This is a genomic window from Pseudorhodoplanes sinuspersici, assembly GCF_002119765.1.
Classification (GTDB): domain Bacteria; phylum Pseudomonadota; class Alphaproteobacteria; order Rhizobiales; family Xanthobacteraceae; genus Pseudorhodoplanes; species Pseudorhodoplanes sinuspersici.
Window position 1 is genome coordinate 2,811,757 of sequence record NZ_CP021112.1, and the last position, 20,276, is coordinate 2,832,032.

The 20,276-nt window shown below is 60.2% G+C and carries 22 protein-coding genes and 1 other RNA gene; 8 read left to right on the forward strand and 15 right to left on the reverse strand.

Translation table 11 applies throughout. The features are described from left to right. The first annotated feature begins 162 nt into the window (after positions 1 to 162). Complete coding sequence (locus CAK95_RS13540; RefSeq protein WP_183044262.1) at positions 163 to 834, forward strand: TetR/AcrR family transcriptional regulator; 672 nt, start codon at positions 163 to 165, stop codon at positions 832 to 834. 35 nt (positions 835 to 869) lie between these two features. Here the strand turns inward: CAK95_RS13540 and CAK95_RS13545 are convergent, their stop codons facing one another. The 5 genes from CAK95_RS13545 to CAK95_RS13565 form a co-directional block, all read right to left on the reverse strand. Then, positions 870 to 2,156, reverse strand: coding sequence for an NRAMP family divalent metal transporter (locus tag CAK95_RS13545; RefSeq protein ID WP_086088394.1), 1,287 nt, complete (start codon positions 2,154 to 2,156; stop codon positions 870 to 872). 43 nt (positions 2,157 to 2,199) lie between these two features. Next, a complete protein-coding gene (locus CAK95_RS13550) occupies positions 2,200 to 3,168 on the reverse strand; it encodes a DMT family transporter (RefSeq protein ID WP_086088395.1) in 969 nt (322 codons plus the stop codon). Positions 3,169 to 3,246: 78 nt separating this feature from the next. Next, positions 3,247 to 3,703, reverse strand: an RNA gene (gene rnpB / locus CAK95_RS13555) — RNase P RNA component class A. Between the two features lie 78 nt (positions 3,704 to 3,781). Continuing rightward, entirely contained in the window at positions 3,782 to 4,579 is a 798-nt protein-coding gene (locus tag CAK95_RS13560; RefSeq protein WP_086088396.1) for a peptidoglycan recognition protein family protein, read from the reverse strand. 141 nt (positions 4,580 to 4,720) lie between these two features. Then, positions 4,721 to 5,269 carry a PRC-barrel domain-containing protein gene (locus tag CAK95_RS13565; protein ID WP_086088397.1) on the reverse strand — a complete coding sequence of 183 codons (549 nt, stop codon included), beginning with the start codon at positions 5,267 to 5,269 and terminating at the stop codon, positions 4,721 to 4,723. Positions 5,270 to 5,689: 420 nt separating this feature from the next. Between CAK95_RS13565 and CAK95_RS13570 the strand changes: the two genes are divergently transcribed. From CAK95_RS13570 to CAK95_RS13590, 5 genes are all read left to right on the forward strand, one after another. Beyond that, positions 5,690 to 6,178, forward strand: a complete 489-nt coding sequence (locus CAK95_RS13570; RefSeq protein WP_425349687.1) for a division/cell wall cluster transcriptional repressor MraZ — start codon at positions 5,690 to 5,692, stop codon at positions 6,176 to 6,178. Then, the gene (gene rsmH, locus CAK95_RS13575) at positions 6,178 to 7,212 is read left to right on the forward strand and encodes a 16S rRNA (cytosine(1402)-N(4))-methyltransferase RsmH (protein WP_086091400.1); all 1,035 of its coding nucleotides are present in this window, start codon (positions 6,178 to 6,180) and stop codon (positions 7,210 to 7,212) included. The genes CAK95_RS13570 and rsmH overlap by 1 nt, the downstream gene beginning before the upstream one ends. 2 nt (positions 7,213 to 7,214) lie before the next feature. After that, positions 7,215 to 7,595 carry a cell division protein FtsL gene (gene ftsL, locus CAK95_RS13580; protein ID WP_183044276.1) on the forward strand — a complete coding sequence of 127 codons (381 nt, stop codon included), beginning with the start codon at positions 7,215 to 7,217 and terminating at the stop codon, positions 7,593 to 7,595. Then, the gene (locus CAK95_RS13585) at positions 7,592 to 9,325 is read left to right on the forward strand and encodes a peptidoglycan D,D-transpeptidase FtsI family protein (protein ID WP_086088398.1); all 1,734 of its coding nucleotides are present in this window, start codon (positions 7,592 to 7,594) and stop codon (positions 9,323 to 9,325) included. Before ftsL ends, CAK95_RS13585 begins: the two co-directional genes overlap by 4 nt. A gap of 76 nt (positions 9,326 to 9,401) precedes the next feature. Next, complete coding sequence (locus tag CAK95_RS13590; protein WP_086088399.1) at positions 9,402 to 10,070, forward strand: epoxyqueuosine reductase QueH; 669 nt, start codon at positions 9,402 to 9,404, stop codon at positions 10,068 to 10,070. On the opposite strand, the gene CAK95_RS13595 is transcribed toward CAK95_RS13590, so the two are convergent. The 4 genes from CAK95_RS13595 to CAK95_RS13610 are packed head-to-tail and all read right to left on the reverse strand — an operon-like array spanning position 10,055 to position 13,646. Next, positions 10,055 to 10,918, reverse strand: a complete 864-nt coding sequence (locus tag CAK95_RS13595) for a metal ABC transporter permease (protein WP_086088400.1) — start codon at positions 10,916 to 10,918, stop codon at positions 10,055 to 10,057. The two genes, CAK95_RS13590 and CAK95_RS13595, sit on opposite strands and share 16 nt — an antisense overlap. Beyond that, a complete protein-coding gene (locus tag CAK95_RS13600) occupies positions 10,915 to 11,799 on the reverse strand; it encodes a metal ABC transporter permease (RefSeq protein WP_086088401.1) in 885 nt (294 codons plus the stop codon). Before CAK95_RS13600 ends, CAK95_RS13595 begins: the two co-directional genes overlap by 4 nt. Next, complete coding sequence (locus CAK95_RS13605; RefSeq protein ID WP_086088402.1) at positions 11,796 to 12,692, reverse strand: manganese/iron ABC transporter ATP-binding protein; 897 nt, start codon at positions 12,690 to 12,692, stop codon at positions 11,796 to 11,798. Before CAK95_RS13605 ends, CAK95_RS13600 begins: the two co-directional genes overlap by 4 nt. A 30-nt stretch (positions 12,693 to 12,722) precedes the next feature. Further along, entirely contained in the window at positions 12,723 to 13,646 is a 924-nt protein-coding gene (locus CAK95_RS13610) for a metal ABC transporter substrate-binding protein (RefSeq protein WP_086088403.1), read from the reverse strand. Between the two features lie 265 nt (positions 13,647 to 13,911). On the opposite strand from CAK95_RS13610, the gene CAK95_RS13615 reads away from it, so the two are divergent. After that, positions 13,912 to 14,769 carry a transporter gene (locus tag CAK95_RS13615; RefSeq protein ID WP_157699619.1) on the forward strand — a complete coding sequence of 286 codons (858 nt, stop codon included), beginning with the start codon at positions 13,912 to 13,914 and terminating at the stop codon, positions 14,767 to 14,769. Between the two features lie 90 nt (positions 14,770 to 14,859). Here CAK95_RS13615 and CAK95_RS13620 read toward each other — a convergent pair whose 3' ends face one another. The 6 genes from CAK95_RS13620 to CAK95_RS13645 form a co-directional block, all read right to left on the reverse strand. Further along, on the reverse strand, positions 14,860 to 15,363 hold the full coding sequence (locus tag CAK95_RS13620) for a hypothetical protein (RefSeq protein WP_086088405.1): 504 nt from the start codon (positions 15,361 to 15,363) through the stop codon (positions 14,860 to 14,862). Between the two features lie 88 nt (positions 15,364 to 15,451). Next, positions 15,452 to 15,814, reverse strand: a complete 363-nt coding sequence (locus CAK95_RS13625; protein WP_086088406.1) for a hypothetical protein — start codon at positions 15,812 to 15,814, stop codon at positions 15,452 to 15,454. 505 nt (positions 15,815 to 16,319) lie between these two features. Next, positions 16,320 to 16,646 carry a hypothetical protein gene (locus tag CAK95_RS13630; RefSeq protein WP_086088407.1) on the reverse strand — a complete coding sequence of 109 codons (327 nt, stop codon included), beginning with the start codon at positions 16,644 to 16,646 and terminating at the stop codon, positions 16,320 to 16,322. After that, the gene (locus CAK95_RS13635) at positions 16,643 to 16,951 is read right to left on the reverse strand and encodes a hypothetical protein (RefSeq protein ID WP_086088408.1); all 309 of its coding nucleotides are present in this window, start codon (positions 16,949 to 16,951) and stop codon (positions 16,643 to 16,645) included. The genes CAK95_RS13630 and CAK95_RS13635 overlap by 4 nt, the downstream gene beginning before the upstream one ends. Before the next feature lie 121 nt (positions 16,952 to 17,072). Further along, entirely contained in the window at positions 17,073 to 19,040 is a 1,968-nt protein-coding gene (locus tag CAK95_RS13640; protein WP_086088409.1) for a sodium:solute symporter family protein, read from the reverse strand. 14 nt (positions 19,041 to 19,054) lie between these two features. Continuing rightward, positions 19,055 to 19,336, reverse strand: a complete 282-nt coding sequence (locus tag CAK95_RS13645) for a DUF4212 domain-containing protein (RefSeq protein WP_086088410.1) — start codon at positions 19,334 to 19,336, stop codon at positions 19,055 to 19,057. Positions 19,337 to 19,642: 306 nt separating this feature from the next. On the opposite strand from CAK95_RS13645, the gene CAK95_RS13650 reads away from it, so the two are divergent. Then, positions 19,643 to 20,266 carry a hypothetical protein gene (locus tag CAK95_RS13650; protein ID WP_086088411.1) on the forward strand — a complete coding sequence of 208 codons (624 nt, stop codon included), beginning with the start codon at positions 19,643 to 19,645 and terminating at the stop codon, positions 20,264 to 20,266. The last annotated feature ends 10 nt before the right edge of the window (positions 20,267 to 20,276 follow it).

Consider the following 20,276-nt stretch of genomic DNA (forward strand, 5'->3'; position numbering starts at 1 on the left):
TTCTGCGCCGTTTGCAGCAAGCTCTATCGGGAACTTCAAAATCAAAGCGGCACTAGAAACATCGACTTGCTAGTGCACCTTTGTTTCCGAAGTCGTGTATGAGATTGCTGCGGATACGGCACGAACTTCGAAAACGGTGCACTAGACGATCAGGAGAGCGCCATGACTGAAGGCATTGTCACGCCTACATCCCGCCGCAGCCAAATCATCGAGGCGTTACTGGCATTGCTGGCCGTACATCCGATCGAGCGCATCGGGCTGGGCGATGTCGCGAAACAAGCCGGGGTATCGCTCGCCGATCTGCGGGAAGAGTTTTCGTCGGTCATCGCGATCGTCGCAGCTTATACGAAGGAGATCGACCGGCAGGTCCTGGCGGCGGACATGTCGGACATGGACGAGGAGCCCGTGCGCGAAAAGCTGTTCGACATTCTGATGCGTCGGCTGGAAGCGCTTGCGCCGCACAAGGCGGCGATCCGCTCGCTATTGCGGTCGAGCTTTCGCGATCCGCCACTTGCACTGGCCCTGAACAGTTTTACGGCGCGCTCGATGAGCTGGATGCTGACGGCGGCCGGCATTTCCACCGCGGGACCGCGAGGTATCGTCCGGGCACAAGGGTTGGCCTTGTCGTATGCGCGCGTTGTTTCCACTTGGGTAGAGGATGACGATCCGGGTCTTGCCCGGACCATGTCGGCGCTCGACCGCGAGCTTGCGCGCGGGCAGCAATTGTCCGGCTTCCTCGATGCGCTGCTTGGCATTCCCGAGCGTCTGCAGACGGCCCGTTGGCGCGCGCGCCGCCACCGCGATACGAATCCAGACGACGGCGTTGCGGCCTAACAGGCCTCTTCCCGCATCGCCTGCCTTGCGGCGGTTCAGACCAGCATCGACACGATCATAGCGACAACGGTGGCGCCCATCAACGCAGTCGCACCCCAGCCGGTGATTGTGAGCCTGCGATTTGCGCGAAAGCGCCCCATCGCGCCTTCGTGCGAGATGATCAGCATCATCATGATCATGATCGGCACCGCAATGACCCCGTTGATAACGGCGCTCCAGATCAACATGCGGATCGGATTGATGGGCGTGAAGGTCAGGCCGAAGCCGATCGCCGTTGCGGCGGCGATGATGCTGTAAAAGCCCAATGCCCGTGGCAGTCTCGCTTCCAGCGATGAGGGCCATTCATACAGTTCGGCCACCGCATAGGCTGCAGATCCTGCCAGAACCGGGATCGCCAGCAACCCGGTGCCGATAATGCCAAGAGCGAACAGAAAAAACGCCAGATCGCCGGCGATTGGCCGCAGCGCTTGCGCGGCATCGGCGGCGGTATCAATGTTGGTGATGCCATGCGCGTGCAGCGTTGCTGCCGTGGTCAGCATGATGAAATAGGCGACCGCGTTCGAGAAGATCATGCCGGCGGTCGTATCGATCTTCATGCGCCGCATTTCGTTGCCGCCACCACGCGTCAATGTGTTAAGCGGACGCTTGTGGTGCCGGCGCTTCATGTCTTCCACTTCCTGCGAGGCTTGCCAGAAGAAGAGATAGGGGCTGATCGTGGTGCCAAGCACGGCGACCAGCAACGTGAAATAGTCCGAGGTCAGTTCGATACGCGGCAGAAAAGTGCCGAGGATCACTTGGTCCCACGGAATCGTCACGGTGAAGACGACGCCGACATAGAGAAACAGAACGAGCGTCAGCCATTTCAGGAATGGTGCATAATGCCGATAGCGCACGAACACCTGCAGCAGCACCGACATCGCGGCGAAGATCAGCGCATGTTCGTGCTGCAGCCCACCGACGACAAGGTAAGCCGCTTCCGCCATCGCCGCGATGTCGGCCGCAATGTTGATGACATTGGCGATCAATAGCAGCGCGACAAGGCCAAACAGGATGTTGCGGCCATAGAGGGCTTTGGCATTGGCGGCGATGCCTTTGCCCGTGGTGCGGCCGATATTGGCGCTGACCAGCTGGATGGCGATCATGAAGGGCGTGGTGAGAAAGACGGTCCAGAGCAGCCCGAAACCGAATTGAGCGCCCGCCTGGGAATAGGTCGCAATGCCGGACGGATCGTCATCGGCTGCGCCGGTGATCAATCCAGGGCCGAGCAACGATAGCTTCGAGGGCTTCTGCTTCGAGGAGCCAGGCGCTTTCAGCGGATCCATTCTTGGATCATACAGCAGGTGAGCCGCTGGCCGGGGAGCTATATCAAGGTTTATGCAGGCCTGAGCGGCGGCGTCGGGTGGGAGCAGCGACCCGCATCCGCGTGCCGATGGCGACGGTGACCACGACCGCAGCGGCAAAGAATAACGTCTGCCAGTCGAGTTCTTCACCGGCAAAAGTCGCGGCGATAAGAACGACAAAGAACGGCTGCAGTAGCGAGATCTGTCCGACCCGCGCAATGCCGCCCATAGCCATGGCGGCGTTCCACAGGAAGAAGGCGGAGTACTGGGCGACCAGCCCGACATAGAGAATGGCCGTCCAGCCGCGGGTGGTGATAGCGCCGATATTGTCCGGCCAGGTCAGTGCGGTTGCCACCAGCGCGACCGGCAGCGAGAAGGTGACGACCCAGGAAATCACCTCCCAGCCGGGCATGATGCCGCTGAGCCGGCCGGACAGCGTGTAACCGATCCCACCGCAGACGACGGCGACCAGCAGAAATGCGTCACCGGGGGAGAGTGTATGTCCACCGCTGCGATAGAGCGCAAACGTCATCACGAGGGCAGAGCCGATCACCGCAGCGATCCAGAAACCAGGGCTGGGGCGTTCGTGCTGGATGACCGCTGCCGCCGCAGCGGTGGCCAGCGGCAGAATTCCCATGATGACGCCGCCATGGGAGGACGGCACCGTCACCATCGCGATTGCGACGGCGAGCGGAAAGCCAAGCACGACCATCGATGCGCAAACGATCAATAGCGGAATCGCGTCGCGTGGCGGCAAGCGCCGACGCGTCACGATCAGCATCGTTACGCCGGCGAGACCCGCAATCACGGCGCGGATTGATGTCAGAAACCAGGGATTGGTATCGAACAATGCAATCCTGGTGGCCGGCAAAGTTGCTGCAAAGAGGCAGACGCCGAGCAGGCCCAGAAGCAATCCGAAATTTTGTTTATTGGACAGCATGACGATGCGGCGTGTAGCGGCGATTGCCACATCCGGCCAGTGCGGCGCGCGCACAGCGCTTATGCGTGGTTACACTTCACATCACGAAATTGGCGAGGGCCCGGTGCGTTTCGGCACCGAGCCCTCTTCAACGTCATCAGCCGACCTGTAAGCCGGGTTCTGTATGGCTCGCCGCTTGCGCGGCGAACGTGACGGCCATTCGTCTGGGACGCCGGTTGCCCGGCGCCTCAAGCAACCTACCCGAGCGGCTGGTCCGGACGGACCCAAGGACAAAGGCAAGCCTTTGCCCTCGCACCGCTCCTATTCGGTTTTGCTCCCGGTGGGGTTTACCGTGCCGTTTCCGTTGCCGGAAACGCGGTGCGCTCTTGCCGCACCGTTTCACCCTTGCCGCAGGCTGGTACGCAACGCGCCCGAGGCGGTCTGCTTTTCTGTGGCACTTTCCCTAAGCCCGTCTGCCGCTTTGGGCGGAAGACACACCCGCCGGACGTTATCCGGCACCGTTCGTCCGTGGAGCCCGGACTTTCCTCCCCGCCGCCCTTTCGGGATCATCCTTTCGGAATTTTGGCGGAGCGGCCGTCCGGTCGACTGACGGTGAGAGGAATGGGGATGAAAGGCACCGTCGTCAACCCTGAACGCGGGACGCCGTCGGCGAAAGCTGATCGTTGGCTTACGGCGCCAGCGGGATGTTGGGTTCGACGAACGGCAGCCGATGGCCTTTCATGGTTTCCAGCAGCATCCGCAATGTGACGAGCGTCGATGAATCGAGCCGCCCGTCGCAAAGGGCGGGACGGAAATGACGCTGGAAGGCGACCACGACATCGTGCGTTTGCTGATCGAAAACGCCGGTGACGGGGACGGCGTAACCATAGTCATGCAGGGCCGCCTGAAAGCTGCGGATCGCATCGTTGCTGTCGCCCAGTTCGAAACTCGGCCCCGGCTTGATCGGTCCCGGCTTCACCCAATGGCCGACGCCGGAATGATGCAGCGTCATCCACGGGAATTTTTCGCCGGGGTCCTGCTTTCGTGACGGCGCGGTATCGGAGTGAGCGAGAACACGTTCCGGCTTGATGGCACGCCGGCGCAGGATGGCACGGCTCAAGGCCGCCACCGCTGCGATCTGCCGGCGGGGAAAATCCGGATAACCATAGTCATGTCCCGGATTGACGATCTCGATACCGATCGAGGATGAATTGATATCCGTCTCGCCGGCCCACGATCCTTCGCCGGCGTGCCAAGCGCGGCGCTGCTCCGGCACGCATTGAATGATGCGCCCTTCCTCGGTGATGAAGTAGTGACAGGAGACGTCCGAATCCGGCGAGCACAATCGCTTGAGCGCGGCGTCCGCACTGGTCATGCCGGTATAATGAAGCAGCAGCATGTCGGGATGCCGACCGCCGGCACGCTCGCCGTGATTGGGCGACGGCACGACCTCATGGACCAGCATGGTGTCGGGTTCGAAACTCATCGGTCGGTTTTGCGCTGCCTATTGAGGCGAAATTGTAACGCCTGGTTTCTTAAGGGCCATATTCCTGGATTGTGCACGCAAAGAGGTGGCCGGTCGGAGACCGGCCACCGAAGCGTTACTGACGCTCACTTTGATGTTGCTTTATTTCGGCGCGGGGCGGCTCGTGCCGCCACCACCTGGAGCCGGCTGCGACGCGGCCCGGGCTTTCGCATCCTGCTCGCGCTTGGATTCAAATGACGCGGCCTGCTGCAACTGATCCTTGGTCATATTCAGCTTCAGCTTCACGTCATCCGAACTTGCGGTAGTGCCTGTCGTCGAGCCGGTCGTGCCGGCAGCGGCTGGCATCACCTGGAACGAGGACGGAGCAAGCGCGACATTCTTCGCGCCGATCCCGAGGAAGCCGCCGACGCCGACAATATAACCGACGACATTACCGTTCTTGTCGAACAGGATGTCGGCCACATCGCCGATCTTCGCGTCATCCGGACCGATTACGTCCACGCCGATGAAGCTCGATGACAGCCATTGGTCGGGGCTCTGCGAATTGATAAACTTTGCATCGCCGCTGGCCGGCGCCGTTGTGCTGGCTGTCGGAGCAGTCGTTGTATCCGATGATGATGGTGTTTGCGCTGCGGCAGCGCCGATCACCATCGTACCCAACGCCGTTGTGATCATGAGTTTCTTCAACATGCATCGCCTCCTTCATTGCGAATTCAAACAACCCGGACCGCGCAAACGTCGCGGTGGGACGATGCGCGATACGCGAATGCCGAGGAGCAACGCATGTCGGAAGCGGGCGTTCCGAGACATGGTGGAATTGTGACTCACGAGCACGCTATTTCGTCTGAAAAAGCCGAACGCCAGCGCGCTTGAATTTCGCGGAACAAAATGCCCTTGGGCGAGTCAAGGACGGGCGGTGAGGTGCTTTTCCCGTGCGGGAGAAAATGTCCTCATCGATGTCGAAGTCGGACCCGGCTTTAACCTTCTTTAAGCATAACAGGGCTCAATGAGACGGATGCTGCGTCACCGTGCGCGGCCCAGCCCGTTTCCATTGACGCCCATTTGCTCCCATGATAGCCCATATAGTCCCATCCCGGCGCGGCGGGCTTCATGGAACGCTCATTGGACCGGTTTTTCTCCCACTTCATTCTTCGGCTCGATTCGAAGGGCCGGATCTCGGTACCGGCGTCCTTCCGTGCGGTTCTGGCGCAGGAGGGCGGCGAGGCGCTGTTCTGCTATCCGGCGTTGGACCGGCCGGCGGTCGAAGCGGGCGGTCGTGCGCTGATGGCCGAGATCGAGGATTTGATCGGCCGGTTTCCGCCATTCTCGGACGAGCGGGAGCAATTCGCGACGGCGCTCTACGGGACCAGCGAGACTTTGAAGATCGATACGGAGGGCCGTGTGACCCTCAGCGAACAGTTGAAAGATCATGCCGGGATCATGGACGCGGCGGCGTTCGTGGGTCTTGGCCACAAGTTCCAGATCTGGGCGCCGGATCGCTTCAGCGCCCGCCTTTCCGAGGCCACCGGAAAGATGCGGGCGTTGCGCAAGCGGTTGGGCGCCGAGCGTGCGGTAGACCCGCAAGGGGCACGGGAATGATGACGGGCCGCGACAGCGGAAACGCTGTCGATGGCGGACTGGCCCGGCACATTCCCGTGCTCGCTCAACCGGCGCTGCATTATCTCTCGCCGCGTGACGGCGGCATCTATATCGACGGCACCTTCGGCGCAGGCGGCTATAGCCGGGCGATACTCGCGGCCGCCGGTTGCAGGGTCATCGGCATTGATCGCGACCATAGCGCGATCGTGCGTGGCGCCGATCTGGTGGCGCAATCGGATGGCCGGCTGACCCTGATCGAGGACCGCTTCTCCAATCTCGACGAGGTCGTGCGTTCTGCGGGTTATGATGCCGTCGATGGCGTGGTGCTCGATATCGGCGTCTCGTCCATGCAATTCGACGAGGCCGAACGTGGCTTCTCGTTCCGCTTCGATGCGCCGCTCGACATGCGCATGGGCGGCGCCGGGCCGAGTGCGGCCGATCTTGTCGCCGCAGCATCCGAGCGCGATCTCTCGTTCATCATCTCCATCCTCGGCGAGGAGCGTTTCGCCCGCGGCATTGCCCGTGCCATCGTCCGTGCGCGCGCCGAGGCGCCGATCCGCACCACGAAAGAGCTTGTCGCGATCATCGAGCGCGTGGTGCGCGCGAAACCCGGTGCGATTCACCCGGCAACGCGGACATTCCAGGCGCTGCGTATCTTCATCAATGAGGAATTGTCGGAACTCGCCGTGGCGCTGTCGGCGGCGGAGCGGATTCTCAGGCCCGGCGGACGGCTGGTCGTCGTTTCGTTTCACTCGCTGGAAGATCGTATCGTCAAGATGTTCCTGGCCGAACACAGCCGCGTCGTTGCCGGCTCGCGTCACGCACCGGAAGTCCACGGTCCGGAGCCGACCTTCACCGCGCTCACGAAAAAGCCAGTGGTCGCCGATGATGCCGAGATCGCAGCCAATCCGCGCGCCCGCTCGGCAAAATTGCGCGCCGCCGAGCGGACCGATGTGCCGGCCCGTGAAAGCGATATCGGCGATCTCCTGCCACGCTTGCCGTCACTCGACGATGCGATGAGAGGCGGCCGATGATCATCCGCATCATTCATTTCTGCGTCATTGTCGCGATGATTGCGGCTGCGACTTACGTCTATGACATCAAATTCGAATCCACCATGCAGGCCGAGCGTCTCGCCAGGATCCGCGGCGAAATCCGCCGCGAGCGCGATGCCATTGCCGCATTGCGTGCCGAATGGGCGAAGCTCGATTCGCCTGATCGCATTGAGGGGCTTGCACAGCGGCATTTGCCGTTGAAAGCCACGGATGCACGGCAGTTCGATCAATTCGCGAATCTGCCCGAGCGTCCAAAGCCGCCGCTTTTTGCCGATGAGCCCGATCCGATCGGGGCGCTTCTCAGCATCGAACAGGAGAAGGATATCCCGACTGGGTCGACCGGAGGGCGAAACCAACGATGACTGACAGCGCAAAGCCCAACCCGGCAAAGCCGAAACTCAGCCTCGTCAATCGGCTGCTTTACGGCAATGTTGATCGCGATGCCAAAGGCCGCGCGCGGGTTGGGCTGGCGATTCTCGCCTTTGCCTGCATCTACACAATCATTTGCGGGCGCCTCGTTTATCTTGCGTCGACGTCCGATGCCCAGGGGGGGCGCCGCGGCGGTGGCGACATCATCGCAACCGCGCGGCCGGATATTCAGGATCGTAACGGCGAAGTGTTGGCCACCGATGTGCGCATGCCGTCACTGTTCGGCGAGCCGCGCCGCATCATCGACGTCGATGAGGCTGTGGAGCTGCTGACCGCCACGGTCCCCGATCTCAACGCCAATGAATTGCGCGAGCGGCTCTCGTCCAAGCGCGGGTTTGTGTGGCTCAAGCGCGAGATCACCAAGGAGCAGCAGCGGCAGATCCATCGGCTTGGCATTCCCGGCATTGGCTTTCGCTCCGAGAACAAGCGTGTCTATCCAAACGGTCCCGCCGTGTCGCATGTCATCGGCCATGTGAATATCGACAATCAGGGCATCGCCGGCATCGAGAAATGGCTCGATGCGCGCGGCCTTGCCGACCTGCATTCGCTTGGCTTTGCCAGCGACCGGCAGCAGGAGCCTGTCCAGCTTGCCGTCGATCTTCGCGTCCAACACGCCTTGCGTTCGGAACTGATTGCGGCGCGGACGAAATACAAGGCTAAGGCTGCAGCCGGACTGATCACCGACGTCAATACCGGCGAGATCGTCTCAATGGTGTCCGTGCCGGATTACGATCCGAACGATCCGCGGGAAGCGCTGGACAAAGATCGCATCAATCGTCTGACGACCGGCGTGTTCGAAATGGGATCGACCTTCAAGGCGCTGACCGTGGCGATGGCGCTGGATTCAGGCAAGATCACGCTCGGTTCGTCATTCGATGCCCGTCATTCGCTGCGCTACGGCAAATTCAGCATCAACGACTTCCACGCGCAGCGCCGCATCCTGACGGTGCCGGAAATCTTCACTTATTCATCGAATATCGGCACCGCCCGCATGGCGCTCTCGCTCGGCGTCGAGCATCACAAGGCCTTTCTGAAAAGGATGGGGCAGCTTGACCGCTTGCGCACGGAAATTCCGGAAAGCGCCGAGCCACTGGTGCCCAAACGCTGGGGCGAACTGAACACCGTCACGATTGCATTCGGGCATGGTCTGTCGGTTGCGCCGTTGCAGGCGGTGATGGGCATTTCCGCGCTGATGAATGGCGGCAAGCTGATCCCGCCGACCTTCCTCAAGCGCACCGAAGCCGAAGCCAACGAACTCGCCAAGCAGGTGGTCCGGCCGGAAACCAGCGACCGCATGCGCTATCTGATGCGGCTCAATGCGGAAAAGGGCTCGGCCAGGAAGGCCGATGTCGAAGGCTATTATGTCGGCGGCAAGACCGGTACGGCGGAAAAAGTGGTCGGCGGCCGCTATTCCAAGACTAAACTGTTGACCAGCTTCACCGCGGTGCTGCCGGCCGACAAGCCGCGCTACCTCATCCTCATCATGCTGGATGAGCCCCAGCCGCTGCCGGAGACCCATGGCTATGCGACATCGGGCTGGAATGCGGTGCCGGTCGCCGGACTTGTGATCGGCCGGGTCGCGCCGCTGCTCGGCATCGCGCCGCGCTTCGATCTGCCTCCGGCCGATCGGCTCATCCTCGCCGCCACAGCCTCGACACGCTGATTTCGGCCGCTTTGGCCTCCTTCCGCCCATTCTGGAACGGTGGCGCGGCTGGGCGGTTTCCGCTAAAAGGCGCCCCATGCTTCCGATCGAACGCAAAGAGCTGATCCCACCTGGCGGCCACAAGAAGGTGCTGCTGCATTCCTGCTGCGCGCCGTGTTCCGGCGAGGTGATGGAGGCGATGCTGGCCTCCGGCATCGACTACACCATCTTTTTCTACAATCCGAATATCCATCCGGAGCGCGAATATCTCCTGCGCAAGGAGGAGAATGTCCGCTTCGCCGAGAAGCATGGCGTCGCCTTCGTCGATGCGGATTACGACAAGGACAACTGGTTCGCGCGCGCCAAGGGCATGGAATGGGAACCGGAGCGTGGCATCCGCTGCACCATGTGCTTCGACATGCGATTCGAACGCACGGCGCTTTACGCGCACGAACACGGCTTCCCGGTCATGACCTCCTCCCTCGGCATCTCGCGCTGGAAGAACATGTCGCAGATCAACGATTGCGGGAAGCGCGCGGCCGGCCGCTATGAAGGTCTCAGCTATTGGGACTTCAACTGGCGCAAGGGCGGCGGCGCCGCCCGCATGATCGAGATCTCAAAGCGCGAGGAATTCTATCAGCAGGAATATTGCGGCTGCGTCTATTCATTGCGCGACACCAACCAGCATCGCCGCAATCAGGGCCGCGAGCCGATCGAACTCGGCGTGAAGTTTTACGGTCAGGGCGACGATCAGGATGCCGGCTGATCGGGCTGCGATTGACTCCGCCTGAGAATTCCGCGTTTCGGTGCAAACAGAAAAGCCGCGACGAAGAACAGCGCCTGCGTCAGCACGATGCAGGCGCCGGTCGCGCCATCGATATGGAAGCTGATGAGGGTACCAAGCGCGGCTGATAGCATGGCGACCGCCGTTGCGATCACCAGCATTCGCTCGAAACTGTCGGTCAAGAGATAGGCGGTGGCGCCCGGTCCGATCAGCATCGCGATCACGAGGATGATGCCGACCGCCTTCAGCGACGCGACGATGGTCAGCGACAGCAGCACCAGTAGTCCGTAATGCAGCACGCGTACCGGCAGGCCGATCGACCGGGCGTGATTGGGATCAAAACAATAGAGCAGGAGATCGCGTCGCTTGAGCAGCACGACCAGCAGGGTGCCGCCGGCGACGATGGCGGTCTCGACCAGGTCCTGCATCGTCACGCCGAGGACATTGCCGAACAGGATGTGATTGAGATGCTGTTCAGTCTCGACCTTGGTGAAGATCACGAGGCCAAACCCGAACATGCCGGAAAACACGATGCCCATCACCGTGTCCTCCTTCACCCGGCTGTTTTCTTTCAAATAGCCCGTGAACAATGCGCAGGCGAGACCGGCGACAAAGGCGCCGACAGCGAGCGGGATGCTCAGCACATACGCAATCACGATGCCGGGCAGCACCGCATGCGAGATGGCATCGCCCATCAGCGACCAGCCCTTCAAGACGAGGTAGCAGGACAACACGGCGCAAACGGCGGCCACGAGTAGCGACACCACCAGCGCCCGTTGCATGAAAGGGTAGGCGAGGGGCATTGCGAAGAAATCGATCAGCGTGGTCATGCCGTGCCCTCTGCCGCTGCGCCCGACGTGACGGCCATGCGGCGGCGCCGTGCCGCCAGCACGCCATGCTTCGGCGCGAAATAGAAGGCGAGGAGGAAGATCAGCGTCTGCAAGGTGACGATCACGCCACCGGTCGCGCCGTCGAGGAAATAGCTGATATAGGCGCCGACGAAACTGGTGATCACGCCGAGCGCAACGCTGATGACGATGAGTCGACCGAACCGGTCGGTGAGGAGATACGCCGTGGCGCCGGGCGTCACCACCATCGCAATCACGAGACATGCGCCGACGGTCTGCAGCGCGGCGACTGTACAAGCCGAGAGCAAGGTAAAAAACAACACCTTGAGCAAACCGGTTCTGATGCCGATCGAGCGCGCATGGCTCTCGTCGAAGAAAGTCACCATCAGGTCCTTCCAGACCAGCAGCAGGATGGCGAGGGATACCGCGGCGATGATGGCGACCTGCACAACGTCCTCGTCGGAAATCGCAAGGATATTGCCGAGCACGATGGTCTGGATGCTGACCGATGTCGGCCAGATCGATGCCATCAGCAATCCGAGCGCGAACAACGCCGTGAAGACGAGGCCAATGACGGCGTCCTCACGCAGGCGCGACTTCTGCTTGACGAATTGCATGGCGAAGGAGGCGAGAATGCCAGCAAAGAAAGCCCCGACGGCAAAGGGCGCACCGAGGATATACGCGCCAGCCACACCGGGCACGATCGAATGGCCGAGGGCGTCGCCCATCAGCGACCAGCCCTTCAGCATCAGATAGGCAGAAAGGAAGGCACAGACGCCACCGACCAGCGCGCTCACCCACATCGCCTTCCACATGTAATTGTAGCTGAACGGCACCAGCAATTCGGTGAGAAGCTCGGTCATTTGGAGTCCGGCTCTTTGCGTTTCTCCGGACGGTCGCCGTAGAAGACCAGCGGCCGCTCGTCGTCGGTCAGCACCGTGACGCTGCGGGCATCGTCATCGTCATGCAGGTCGCGTCCGCCGAGCTGGAAGTTGCGCAGAACGCCGCCGAAAGCCTTTTCGAGATTCTTCTGCGTGAACACTTCGGCGGTCGGGCCCGCGGCAAGCACGGTGCGATTGATCAGGACAACCTGATCGCAAAAGTCCGGGACGCTGCCGAGATTGTGGGTCGATACCAGCATGAGATGACCGGACGCGCGCAACTCGCGCAAAAGGCCGATGATTGCGGTCTCGGTCTTCACATCGACGCCGGTGAACGGTTCGTCGAGCAGGATGATCTTGCCCTCCTGCGCCAGCGATCGCGCCAGGAACACGCGTTTCTTTTGCCCGCCGCTCAGTTCGCCGATCTGCCGGTGGCGGTAGGCGCTCATGCCGACCCGCTCCAAAGCCTCATCCACCTTGTAGCGGTCGGCGCGCGAGGGCATGCGCAGGAAATTCATGTGGCCGTAGCGGCCCATCATCACCACAGTTTCAACGAGAACCGGAAAATTCCAGTCCACGTCCTCGCTCTGCGGCACATAGGCGACGATGTTCTTCTTGACGGCGTCGTCGACGGGCATGCCGCACAGACGGACTTCGCCGGCCGAGGGCCGAACGAATCCCATAATAGCTTTGAAGATCGTCGATTTGCCGCTGCCGTTGATGCCGACCAGGGCGCAGATGCTGCCAGGATCGAGCTGGAAATTGGCATCGTGAACGGCGGTGAAGCCGTTCGGATAAGTGACGCTGAGGTTACGCACGGAAATGCTGGCGCCAAGGTTGGCAGCAAGTTGCAAGCTCTGCGCCGGTGCATTCATCTCTCGGACCCTGTCATTGCTTGAAACTCGTCATTTCCCAAAGCCTTTGGCGATGGTGTCCACCGTGACATTCAGGAGGTCGAGAAAGGTCGGCACGGGTCCGTTGGCGGCACTGAGCGAGTCCACATACAGGACACCACCGTAGCGGGCGCCAGTTTCTCGCGCCACCTGTTTTGCGGCACGATCGGAAATCGTGCTTTCGCTGAACACCACAGGGATCTTGTTCTTGCGAACAAGATCGATCACCTTGCGCACCTGTTGCGGCGTACCCTGTTCGTCCGCATTGATCGGCCAGAGATAGGCTTCGCGCATCTTGTAGTCGCGTGCCAGATAGCTGAAAGCGCCTTCGCTCGTCACCAGCCAGCGCTGGTTCTCCGGAATGGCCGACAGCCTCTTGCGCAACGGTTCGTCGAGCGCCTTGATCTTTTCCGAATAGGCGGCAGCGTTTTTGTTGTAGCTCTCGGCGTTCTTCGGATCGAATTTCACCAGCGCCTTTCGAATGTTCTCGACATAGATCAGCGCATTCGAGGGCGACATCCAGGCATGCGGATTGGGTTTGCCGGTATAAGGACCTTCGGTAATTCCCATTGGCTCGATGCCTTCGGTGACGATGACACTCGGCACCTCTTTGACATTGTCGAAAAACTTCTCGAACCAGCGTTCGAGATTGAAGCCGTTCCACAGCACGAGGTCGGCCGATTGCGCGCGTACGATGTCGAGCGGCGTCGGCTGATAGTCATGGATTTCGGCACCGGGCTTGGTGATCGATTCCACAATCGCTTTGTCGCCGGCGACATTTTGCGCGATGTCCTGGATGACCGTGAATGTCGTCACCACCCGGAATGGTTTGCTGGACGCGTTTTGCGCGCTGGCCGGTATCGCCGGCAACGTGCAGGCGGCCAACGCCGCCAGAACAAGACCTGTGGCCGCGCGTCGACCCAACCGGAAACTCATCGGCTCTCTCCTCCTTGCGTCTTCGAGCCCCGCGAGGAGGCGCCTGAGATGCAACTGCAAATTATTCGCAAGAAGATTGACAGATCGCAACCCGCACGTCAAGCTAGTTGCGAACGAGTTGCAATTAGGTGGCTCAAACCAGAGGCCCGAATCAATTGTCACGGGTTCTGGTTACATGGTGTGGAATTTGGGGGACGAGTTGATGGTCAGTTGGAGTAATTGGGGTGGGAACCGCGTGTGCGGTCGAAGCCTGTTGGCGGGCGTGATGATTCTGGCGTTCGGGGCGGTTCCGGCACTGGCAGCCGAGCCGGAGGACAACGCGTCCGACAAGAGCCGCTACTGGCTGTTCAATCCGACGCCCGAAAACCTCATGCGCGATCTCACGACGGATCGCCCCGACATGACCGAAAGCCCGTTCACTGTGGATGCGGGCCATGTGCAGTTCGAGACCAATATTTTCGGCTATACGCGTTCGCGGGCGGACCAGGACGGCACGATCTCGAAATCCTACGACTACGCCACCACGAATATCCGCATCGGCCTGACGAACTCCACGGAATTGAATGTCGTGGTCGCGCCATATGGCGTCGTCCGCACCAAGCCGCTCGATCCGGTGCTGGCGACCCGCAGCTCCGGTCTTGGCGGCGTCGATCTGCGCATGAAGATCAACCTCTGGGGTAACGACACATTCGAGAAGCCGGGCGCAACCGCGTTGGGCCTTCTGCCCTTCATTACGCTGCCGACCGACCGCAATAACGGCATCGGCCCGACAGGCGTCGAAGGTGGCTTCATATTGCCCTTCGCAATGAAGCTGTCGGAGAAATGGTCGCTCGGCCTGAATGGCGGCTTTCATATTGTCCGCAACGACGATGCGTCCGGCACGCATACCGAATGGTTGTCCTCGGCCGCGGTGTCCTATGATTGGACCGAGAATTTGAGCACTTATTACGAGGTGGCCGGACGCTTCGGCACACGCGATCCCCGTGGCGATATCGGCATTCTGGCCACCGGGGTAACTTACAAACTGAGCAGGAACGTGCAGCTCGATGGCGGTGTGAATTTCGGCGTCACGCGTGCGGCGGACAAGATCAATCCGTTCGTCGGGATTTCAGCGCGGTTTTAGTTCTTTGGCCTCATCCCGAGGAGCGGGCGAAACCCGCGTCTCGAAGGATGCTGCCGTCCTCGCCTTCGAAACGCATCGTGGAAATTTCGCTCAGCGAAACACCTGATAGCTGATCGACGGCGGGGGGCGCCGCGGCTCGGCGGATGTCACCGAAGCACTGACGGGCTCGATTTTGGCCGCAACAGCGGGGCGGGGAGGTGGTGCCTCCTCGCCGGCGAGCGTTGAACGCGTGCCGGCGAGCGAGAATAGAAACGCAAGCGTCCACATCGTCACCGAGATCAATGACGTCCACATCGCAAAGGTGAGATAGACGTCGCGCAAGACCGTCGAACTGGCCCATTGCGCATAGGCTTCCGGCGGACGGAAATCCTTATCGATATAAAGCCACATCTCGGTGCGGCGATAATCCTTGGTCAGCGCTTCGCGCGCCTTCAGGATCAGAATGAAAGCCATCATCATGGTGAGAAATCCGCCAGCCTGAAAGGCCAGCCTGGGATCGAAAGACATGCCGACCATGACGCAGAAGATGCCAAGCGAGGCGAAGCCGCAGGCGCGCAGGACAGTCTCATACGCAATGCGGCGCATATGCTCCATGATCGCCCCGGTTTTGGCCCTCAACGATTCAACTGTAGCAAACGCCGCTGGTCCGGTTCGGTCACGAACCGGTGTAGTTGTTCAGTCGCTAGGCCCAGGATGTCAGCAGGCCCAATCCGAACAGGATGGATGCGACGCCCGCCGCGCTCTTGGCGCCGGTCAAAAGCATTGTTTCCAGTTGCTGGCGGGCATGAGCCCGCCCCTCATCCCCGACCGGACGTTCTTCCGGCTGCATCACCAGCCAGGGTTCGGTTGCGACAATGCGATCCTCGGTCAGGAAAAGCGCGCGGATCAGCATGACGGCGGTGAAGAACATGGCCACTGAAGCGCCGATGACAAACGCCAGTGACAGGTCGAAGCTGTACGCGACCATCAAGATGCCGGCCGCCAAAGCCGAAAAGCTGGCATCCCGCGCCACGGTGAAGAATGCGAACCGGCGGAATGTATCCATGCGGGCCTCCTTATCGAGTGGACACCTGCTCCTTTGAAAATTTCCTCTCCGGAATTGCTCGACTTTAATTTTTGCGCTGGATGCACCCGAAACGGATGCAAATGCCATGCCGGACGCAAAGATCCGGAAAGCGCTGTCCTAACGCAGCCGTTGGAGGCTGGTTCCGAAAAGCGGCAGGAAAACGTCGGGCAAGGCCTGTGACGGAGTGGCCTGCGACGGCGTTGGCCGCGTCAGAGCATGACGCCGAAAAGTGCGAAGCGGCTTTCGGACGACATCATGCTCTAACGTATTAGAATCGATCACGTTTATGATTTGGGATCGATTCGATCCAAAATCATCGTGATCTAGTGTGGTGGTTCGCAAGTCTGCATCATTTCTGCAGCGCGTTCTTTTGCGGACTTGCGAACCAAAACCACACTAGAATTATAGGTTCCTAGTGTCCTTTTGAATCCGAAGTTCGCCAGGGAGCGCGCTGCAAAATGAGGCGAACTTCGGATTCAGGACACTAGAGGCCGATCGCGAGGAAATTGCCGATCGCCGGCAGGGTCAGGATCGCCGTGCCGGCCAGCCAGATCCACAGCGAGGTGACCGTCGAATCATTCTTCGCGCCAATGAAGCGCTCGTAGAGTGCGGCTGGTATCCCGCCCAGAATCACAGTGCCGGTCGACAGCATCAACGAGGAAAAATAGGCGATGGCCGCGGTGCTGCCAAACAGCGGTTCAGCCATCAGGTAAACCGATATCTGGAAGACAAAGAAGAATAGCGGATTGAAGATCCCGTTGATCATTCCGAAAAATGCGATGCCGATGTAGTAAAAACTGCGCTCGTTCATGCTGCACCCACACGCAGAATACCGAGCGAAAAGAAAACGACCAGCAAGAGAACGCGCAGCCAGAACAACCACACGAAACCAAACAGCCATTGCACAACCGGCGCCGTCGCTTTTGGCGTCACCAGTGCGAAGACCTTGAGGAACGGATCGGTGATCGCGCAGAATCCTCGCCAGATATAATTCGTGGAATCGTGTTCGACGAACAGGCCGAGCAGAGCGCGACCCAGCATGGTGTACATCACCACGGCCAGAATGAAATTCGGCACATGGAAATACCAAAGACTCCAGAACGAGGCCGTTTGCACGCTGACAATCTCCGGCGAGGCAGAGAGGTGATGTAACGCAAACCTGTTGCGTAGTGTTGGAAAAAATTGCGGGGTCCCAAGTGACTTGGGACCCCGCTTTGTTTGACGCCGTTTCTTGGACTTATTCTTTTTCCTGCAGGATCGTGCCGCCGCGCGGTTTGCGGATGGAGTCCACGAATGCCTGCATTTCCCTCGACGGTTCCTTACCCATCAAGCTGACAACATAGATCAGCAGGAAGCCGACAGGCATGCCGATCAGACCCGCAGCAATGTTGTTGATGCCAAACCAGCCAACCTTGCTGGCCATGGGATGGCTTGCCGCAACCCAGGTCTCCATCGCATTCGGAGCCGCCATCGCCTTGGCCAGATCGACCAGCGGAGTGCCGGCCGGGCTGGGCAGGGAGGACATCCCGAAATATGACACGCCATAGCCTGGGAAGTAGCGGGTGCACACCAGATAGAATATGGCGATACCGAAGCCGCCGATGATACCGGCAATGGCGCCGGCTGTCGTCGCGCGTTTCCACCAGATACCCATCACCAGTGCCGGGAAGTTACCGGCCATGGCGAGCGAGAACGCCCAGCCGACCATCGCAAGGATGTCCGCTGGTCGTGTCGACGCAGTCCAGGCCGCGGCGACAGCCACCATCAGCAGCAGGATACGGGCGACCATCAGACGCCGCACCGTCGGCGCGTTCGGATCGATCATCTTGTAGTAGATGTCGTGCGACAGCGCGTTGGCGATGGCGAGCAGCAAGCCATCGGCGGTCGAGAGCGCAGCGGCGAGGCCGCCGGCCGCGACCAGACCGGAAATCACATAGGGGAGACCCGCGATTTCCGGTGTGGAGAGCACGATCACGTCTGTGTTGATCGAGAAGTCCTGCAGACGGACGACGTTCGTGCCTACAGCCTTACAGGCATCGATCACAGTCTGAAGACTTGCGGCATCCTTTCCGCAAACCTTGATCAGCCCGAGTTCGCCCCAGGTGAACATCCACGGCCGGATATCTTCAATGCTGCGGCCGATGATGTTGGTATAGACCTCCAGCTTCGAGAACGCCGCATAGGCTGGCGCCGAGAAGTACAGGAGGAAAATGAAAAACAGCGACCAGGCCACAGACTTGCGCGCCTCACGCACCGACGGTGTCGTGAAGTAGCGCATCAGAATGTGCGGCAGCGAGGCCGTGCCCACCATCATGCAGAAGATGATCGCAAAGAAGTTCAGCGGTGTGTAGTTGATCCACGGCTGGATATGCGGCTTGAGATTGGCCGCGGTTGCCAGACCTTCCTTGATCATTTGGCCTTCGCGGGCGGTGATGTCCGCAATCGCCTGCCCGTAGGTGAGTTCCGGGATCGGAAGGCCGTAATTCTTTGTTGAAAGGATAACGATCGGCGTCAGGTAGGCGACGATCAGCACGATATATTGCGCGATCTGCGTCCAGGTCACCGCGCGCATGCCACCCAGCATCGAGCAGAGCAGGATGCCGGCAAGGCCGACGAACACCGCCACTTCGAACGGCATGCCAAGGAAGCGTGAGGCAATGATGCCGGTGCCGTAAATCTGCGCCGTCACATAGGTGAAAGAGCAGGCGACCAGCACGATCACCGCCAGGAAGCGCGCGAAGTTGCCGCCGAACCGGAACGACATGAAATCGGGAACGGTGTAGGCACCAAATTTGCGCAAGTACGGCCCGACCAGCACGGATACAAGCACGTAGCCGCCGGTCCAACCGAGCACCCAGGCCAGGCCGTCATAACCGAGCAGGAACAGCGTGCCGGCCATGCCGACGAACGATGCCGCCGACATCCAGTCTGCGCCCGTCGCCATGCCGTTATAGAAGGCCGGAACGCGCCGGCCGGCGACGTAATATTCGGACACCTGTGCCGTGCGGGAGAGAACGCCGATCACGCCGTAAACAACGATCGTGAAGAACACAAACAGATAGCCCAGAATTCTGTTCGGTACGCCCACCTGCTCCAGGATTGCGAGAAGGATCACGAATGCAAGGAAGCCGCCGGTATAAAAACCGTAGATTTTTGCGAGGTTCTTGATGAACTCGTCGCCGCCGCGTGACGTTTGCGTTGCCATGATTGTTTCCTCCCTCAATCGTCTTCGGCAACGCCGAATTCACGGTCGATCTTGTCCTGCTGCTTTGCGAACAGGAAAAGCTGGACCACGAATGCGATCAGCGATCCTTGCGCGGCCATGTAGAAGCCGAGCGGAAAGCCGAGGATGATGATCTTGTTCAGGGCGGGTGCGAACATGTGCACCACATAGCCAAAGAAGAACCAGATCCCGAGATGCGTCCACATCAGATTGGTCGTCTTGCGCCAATGCGCTTCGTCATTGGCAGACGTCTGATGCGCTGTTGTTTGCTGTGACATGGGCCGCTCGCCCTCCCTCTTGAATGACCGGATGCGCGCATCCGGATACGAATATGCAAGGGGTGCCGGTTGCCCGGCTGGTTTGCGGCACCCCCTAAGCTGCCGCCATTCGTGCTCGGTCTTTATGCCAAGCTGCGAAGAAGATATGGAAAAGTAACACTGTCCGGCGGTGGGCCCTTATAAGACTTTCGGCCAAAAGGCGGCTTTTACTGTCGGAAGTTGTTAGACTTTCGACTTCGAATAACGTTCGCAGTTGCGAGAAGTGCGCTGCACTGCAAATAAATTGCATCGCGCGACAGGTGATGAATGGGTCTTCTTGATTTTCTCCGCCGTAGCAAGCCGCCGATCAAGGATGTCGGCCAACTCGGCGATTTCATCGATGAGCAATCGGCCTTTCTCGTTCAGAAAGGCATCTACGATTACACACGGGCGCGCTCCGGCCACTTCGCCAAAGTGATGCTAACGGACAAAGGCTTTCAGAATGCGCTCGATCGCTCGCGCTGGCGTGCTTATCCGCTGGGCCTTGCCATGGTCGGCGAGACGGTCGAAGGAATGCTCGCGGTCCATTCCATGGAAGATCGCCGCGCCACACTCGATCCGCTGATTAAACTGGTGCTGTCGGTATTCGACCGCTATCCGAAGCCGGCCGCTGTGTCGGATGACGAATGGGAACAAGCGCGCGCCGATCTGGCGCTGCATCTGCAACGTCTCAGCACGCATCCGCCAAAACGTGTGATCGATATTCCGGAGCCGTTCGCCGAACGCTATTTTGCAATGATGCCGTTCGACAAACCTTTCCTGACCCCGGACGCGCCGACCGCACGCAGCTTCATGCAGTTGCAGCTTGTCACCGTGCAGGAAGAATTGCTGAAGCGCATGGATGCGGCACAGATCCTGCAGAACCTCCGGCAAACGTTCGGCGACGTCTGATCCTCGGCAA

Coding starts and splice junctions, on each gene's coding strand:
- CAK95_RS13625 (WP_086088406.1), bottom strand. CDS start 15,814: ATGGATACATTCCGCCGGTTCGCATTCTTCACCGTGGCGCGGGATGCC.
- CAK95_RS13560 (WP_086088396.1), bottom strand. CDS start 4,579: ATGAGTTTCGAACCCGACACCATGCTGGTCCATGAGGTCGTGCCGTCG.
- CAK95_RS13570 (WP_425349687.1), top strand. CDS start 5,690: ATGGAACGCTCATTGGACCGGTTTTTCTCCCACTTCATTCTTCGGCTC.
- CAK95_RS13595 (WP_086088400.1), bottom strand. CDS start 10,918: ATGACCACGCTGATCGATTTCTTCGCAATGCCCCTCGCCTACCCTTTC.
- CAK95_RS13585 (WP_086088398.1), top strand. CDS start 7,592: ATGACTGACAGCGCAAAGCCCAACCCGGCAAAGCCGAAACTCAGCCTC.
- CAK95_RS13565 (WP_086088397.1), bottom strand. CDS start 5,269: ATGTTGAAGAAACTCATGATCACAACGGCGTTGGGTACGATGGTGATC.
- CAK95_RS13600 (WP_086088401.1), bottom strand. CDS start 11,799: ATGACCGAGCTTCTCACCGAATTGCTGGTGCCGTTCAGCTACAATTAC.
- CAK95_RS13640 (WP_086088409.1), bottom strand. CDS start 19,040: ATGGCAACGCAAACGTCACGCGGCGGCGACGAGTTCATCAAGAACCTC.
- CAK95_RS13540 (WP_183044262.1), top strand. CDS start 163: ATGACTGAAGGCATTGTCACGCCTACATCCCGCCGCAGCCAAATCATC.
- CAK95_RS13590 (WP_086088399.1), top strand. CDS start 9,402: ATGCTTCCGATCGAACGCAAAGAGCTGATCCCACCTGGCGGCCACAAG.
- CAK95_RS13620 (WP_086088405.1), bottom strand. CDS start 15,363: ATGGAGCATATGCGCCGCATTGCGTATGAGACTGTCCTGCGCGCCTGC.
- CAK95_RS13645 (WP_086088410.1), bottom strand. CDS start 19,336: ATGTCACAGCAAACAACAGCGCATCAGACGTCTGCCAATGACGAAGCG.
- CAK95_RS13615 (WP_157699619.1), top strand. CDS start 13,912: ATGATTCTGGCGTTCGGGGCGGTTCCGGCACTGGCAGCCGAGCCGGAG.
- rsmH (WP_086091400.1), top strand. CDS start 6,178: ATGACGGGCCGCGACAGCGGAAACGCTGTCGATGGCGGACTGGCCCGG.
- CAK95_RS13605 (WP_086088402.1), bottom strand. CDS start 12,692: ATGAATGCACCGGCGCAGAGCTTGCAACTTGCTGCCAACCTTGGCGCC.
- CAK95_RS13630 (WP_086088407.1), bottom strand. CDS start 16,646: ATGAACGAGCGCAGTTTTTACTACATCGGCATCGCATTTTTCGGAATG.
- CAK95_RS13610 (WP_086088403.1), bottom strand. CDS start 13,646: ATGAGTTTCCGGTTGGGTCGACGCGCGGCCACAGGTCTTGTTCTGGCG.
- CAK95_RS13650 (WP_086088411.1), top strand. CDS start 19,643: ATGGGTCTTCTTGATTTTCTCCGCCGTAGCAAGCCGCCGATCAAGGAT.
- CAK95_RS13545 (WP_086088394.1), bottom strand. CDS start 2,156: ATGGATCCGCTGAAAGCGCCTGGCTCCTCGAAGCAGAAGCCCTCGAAG.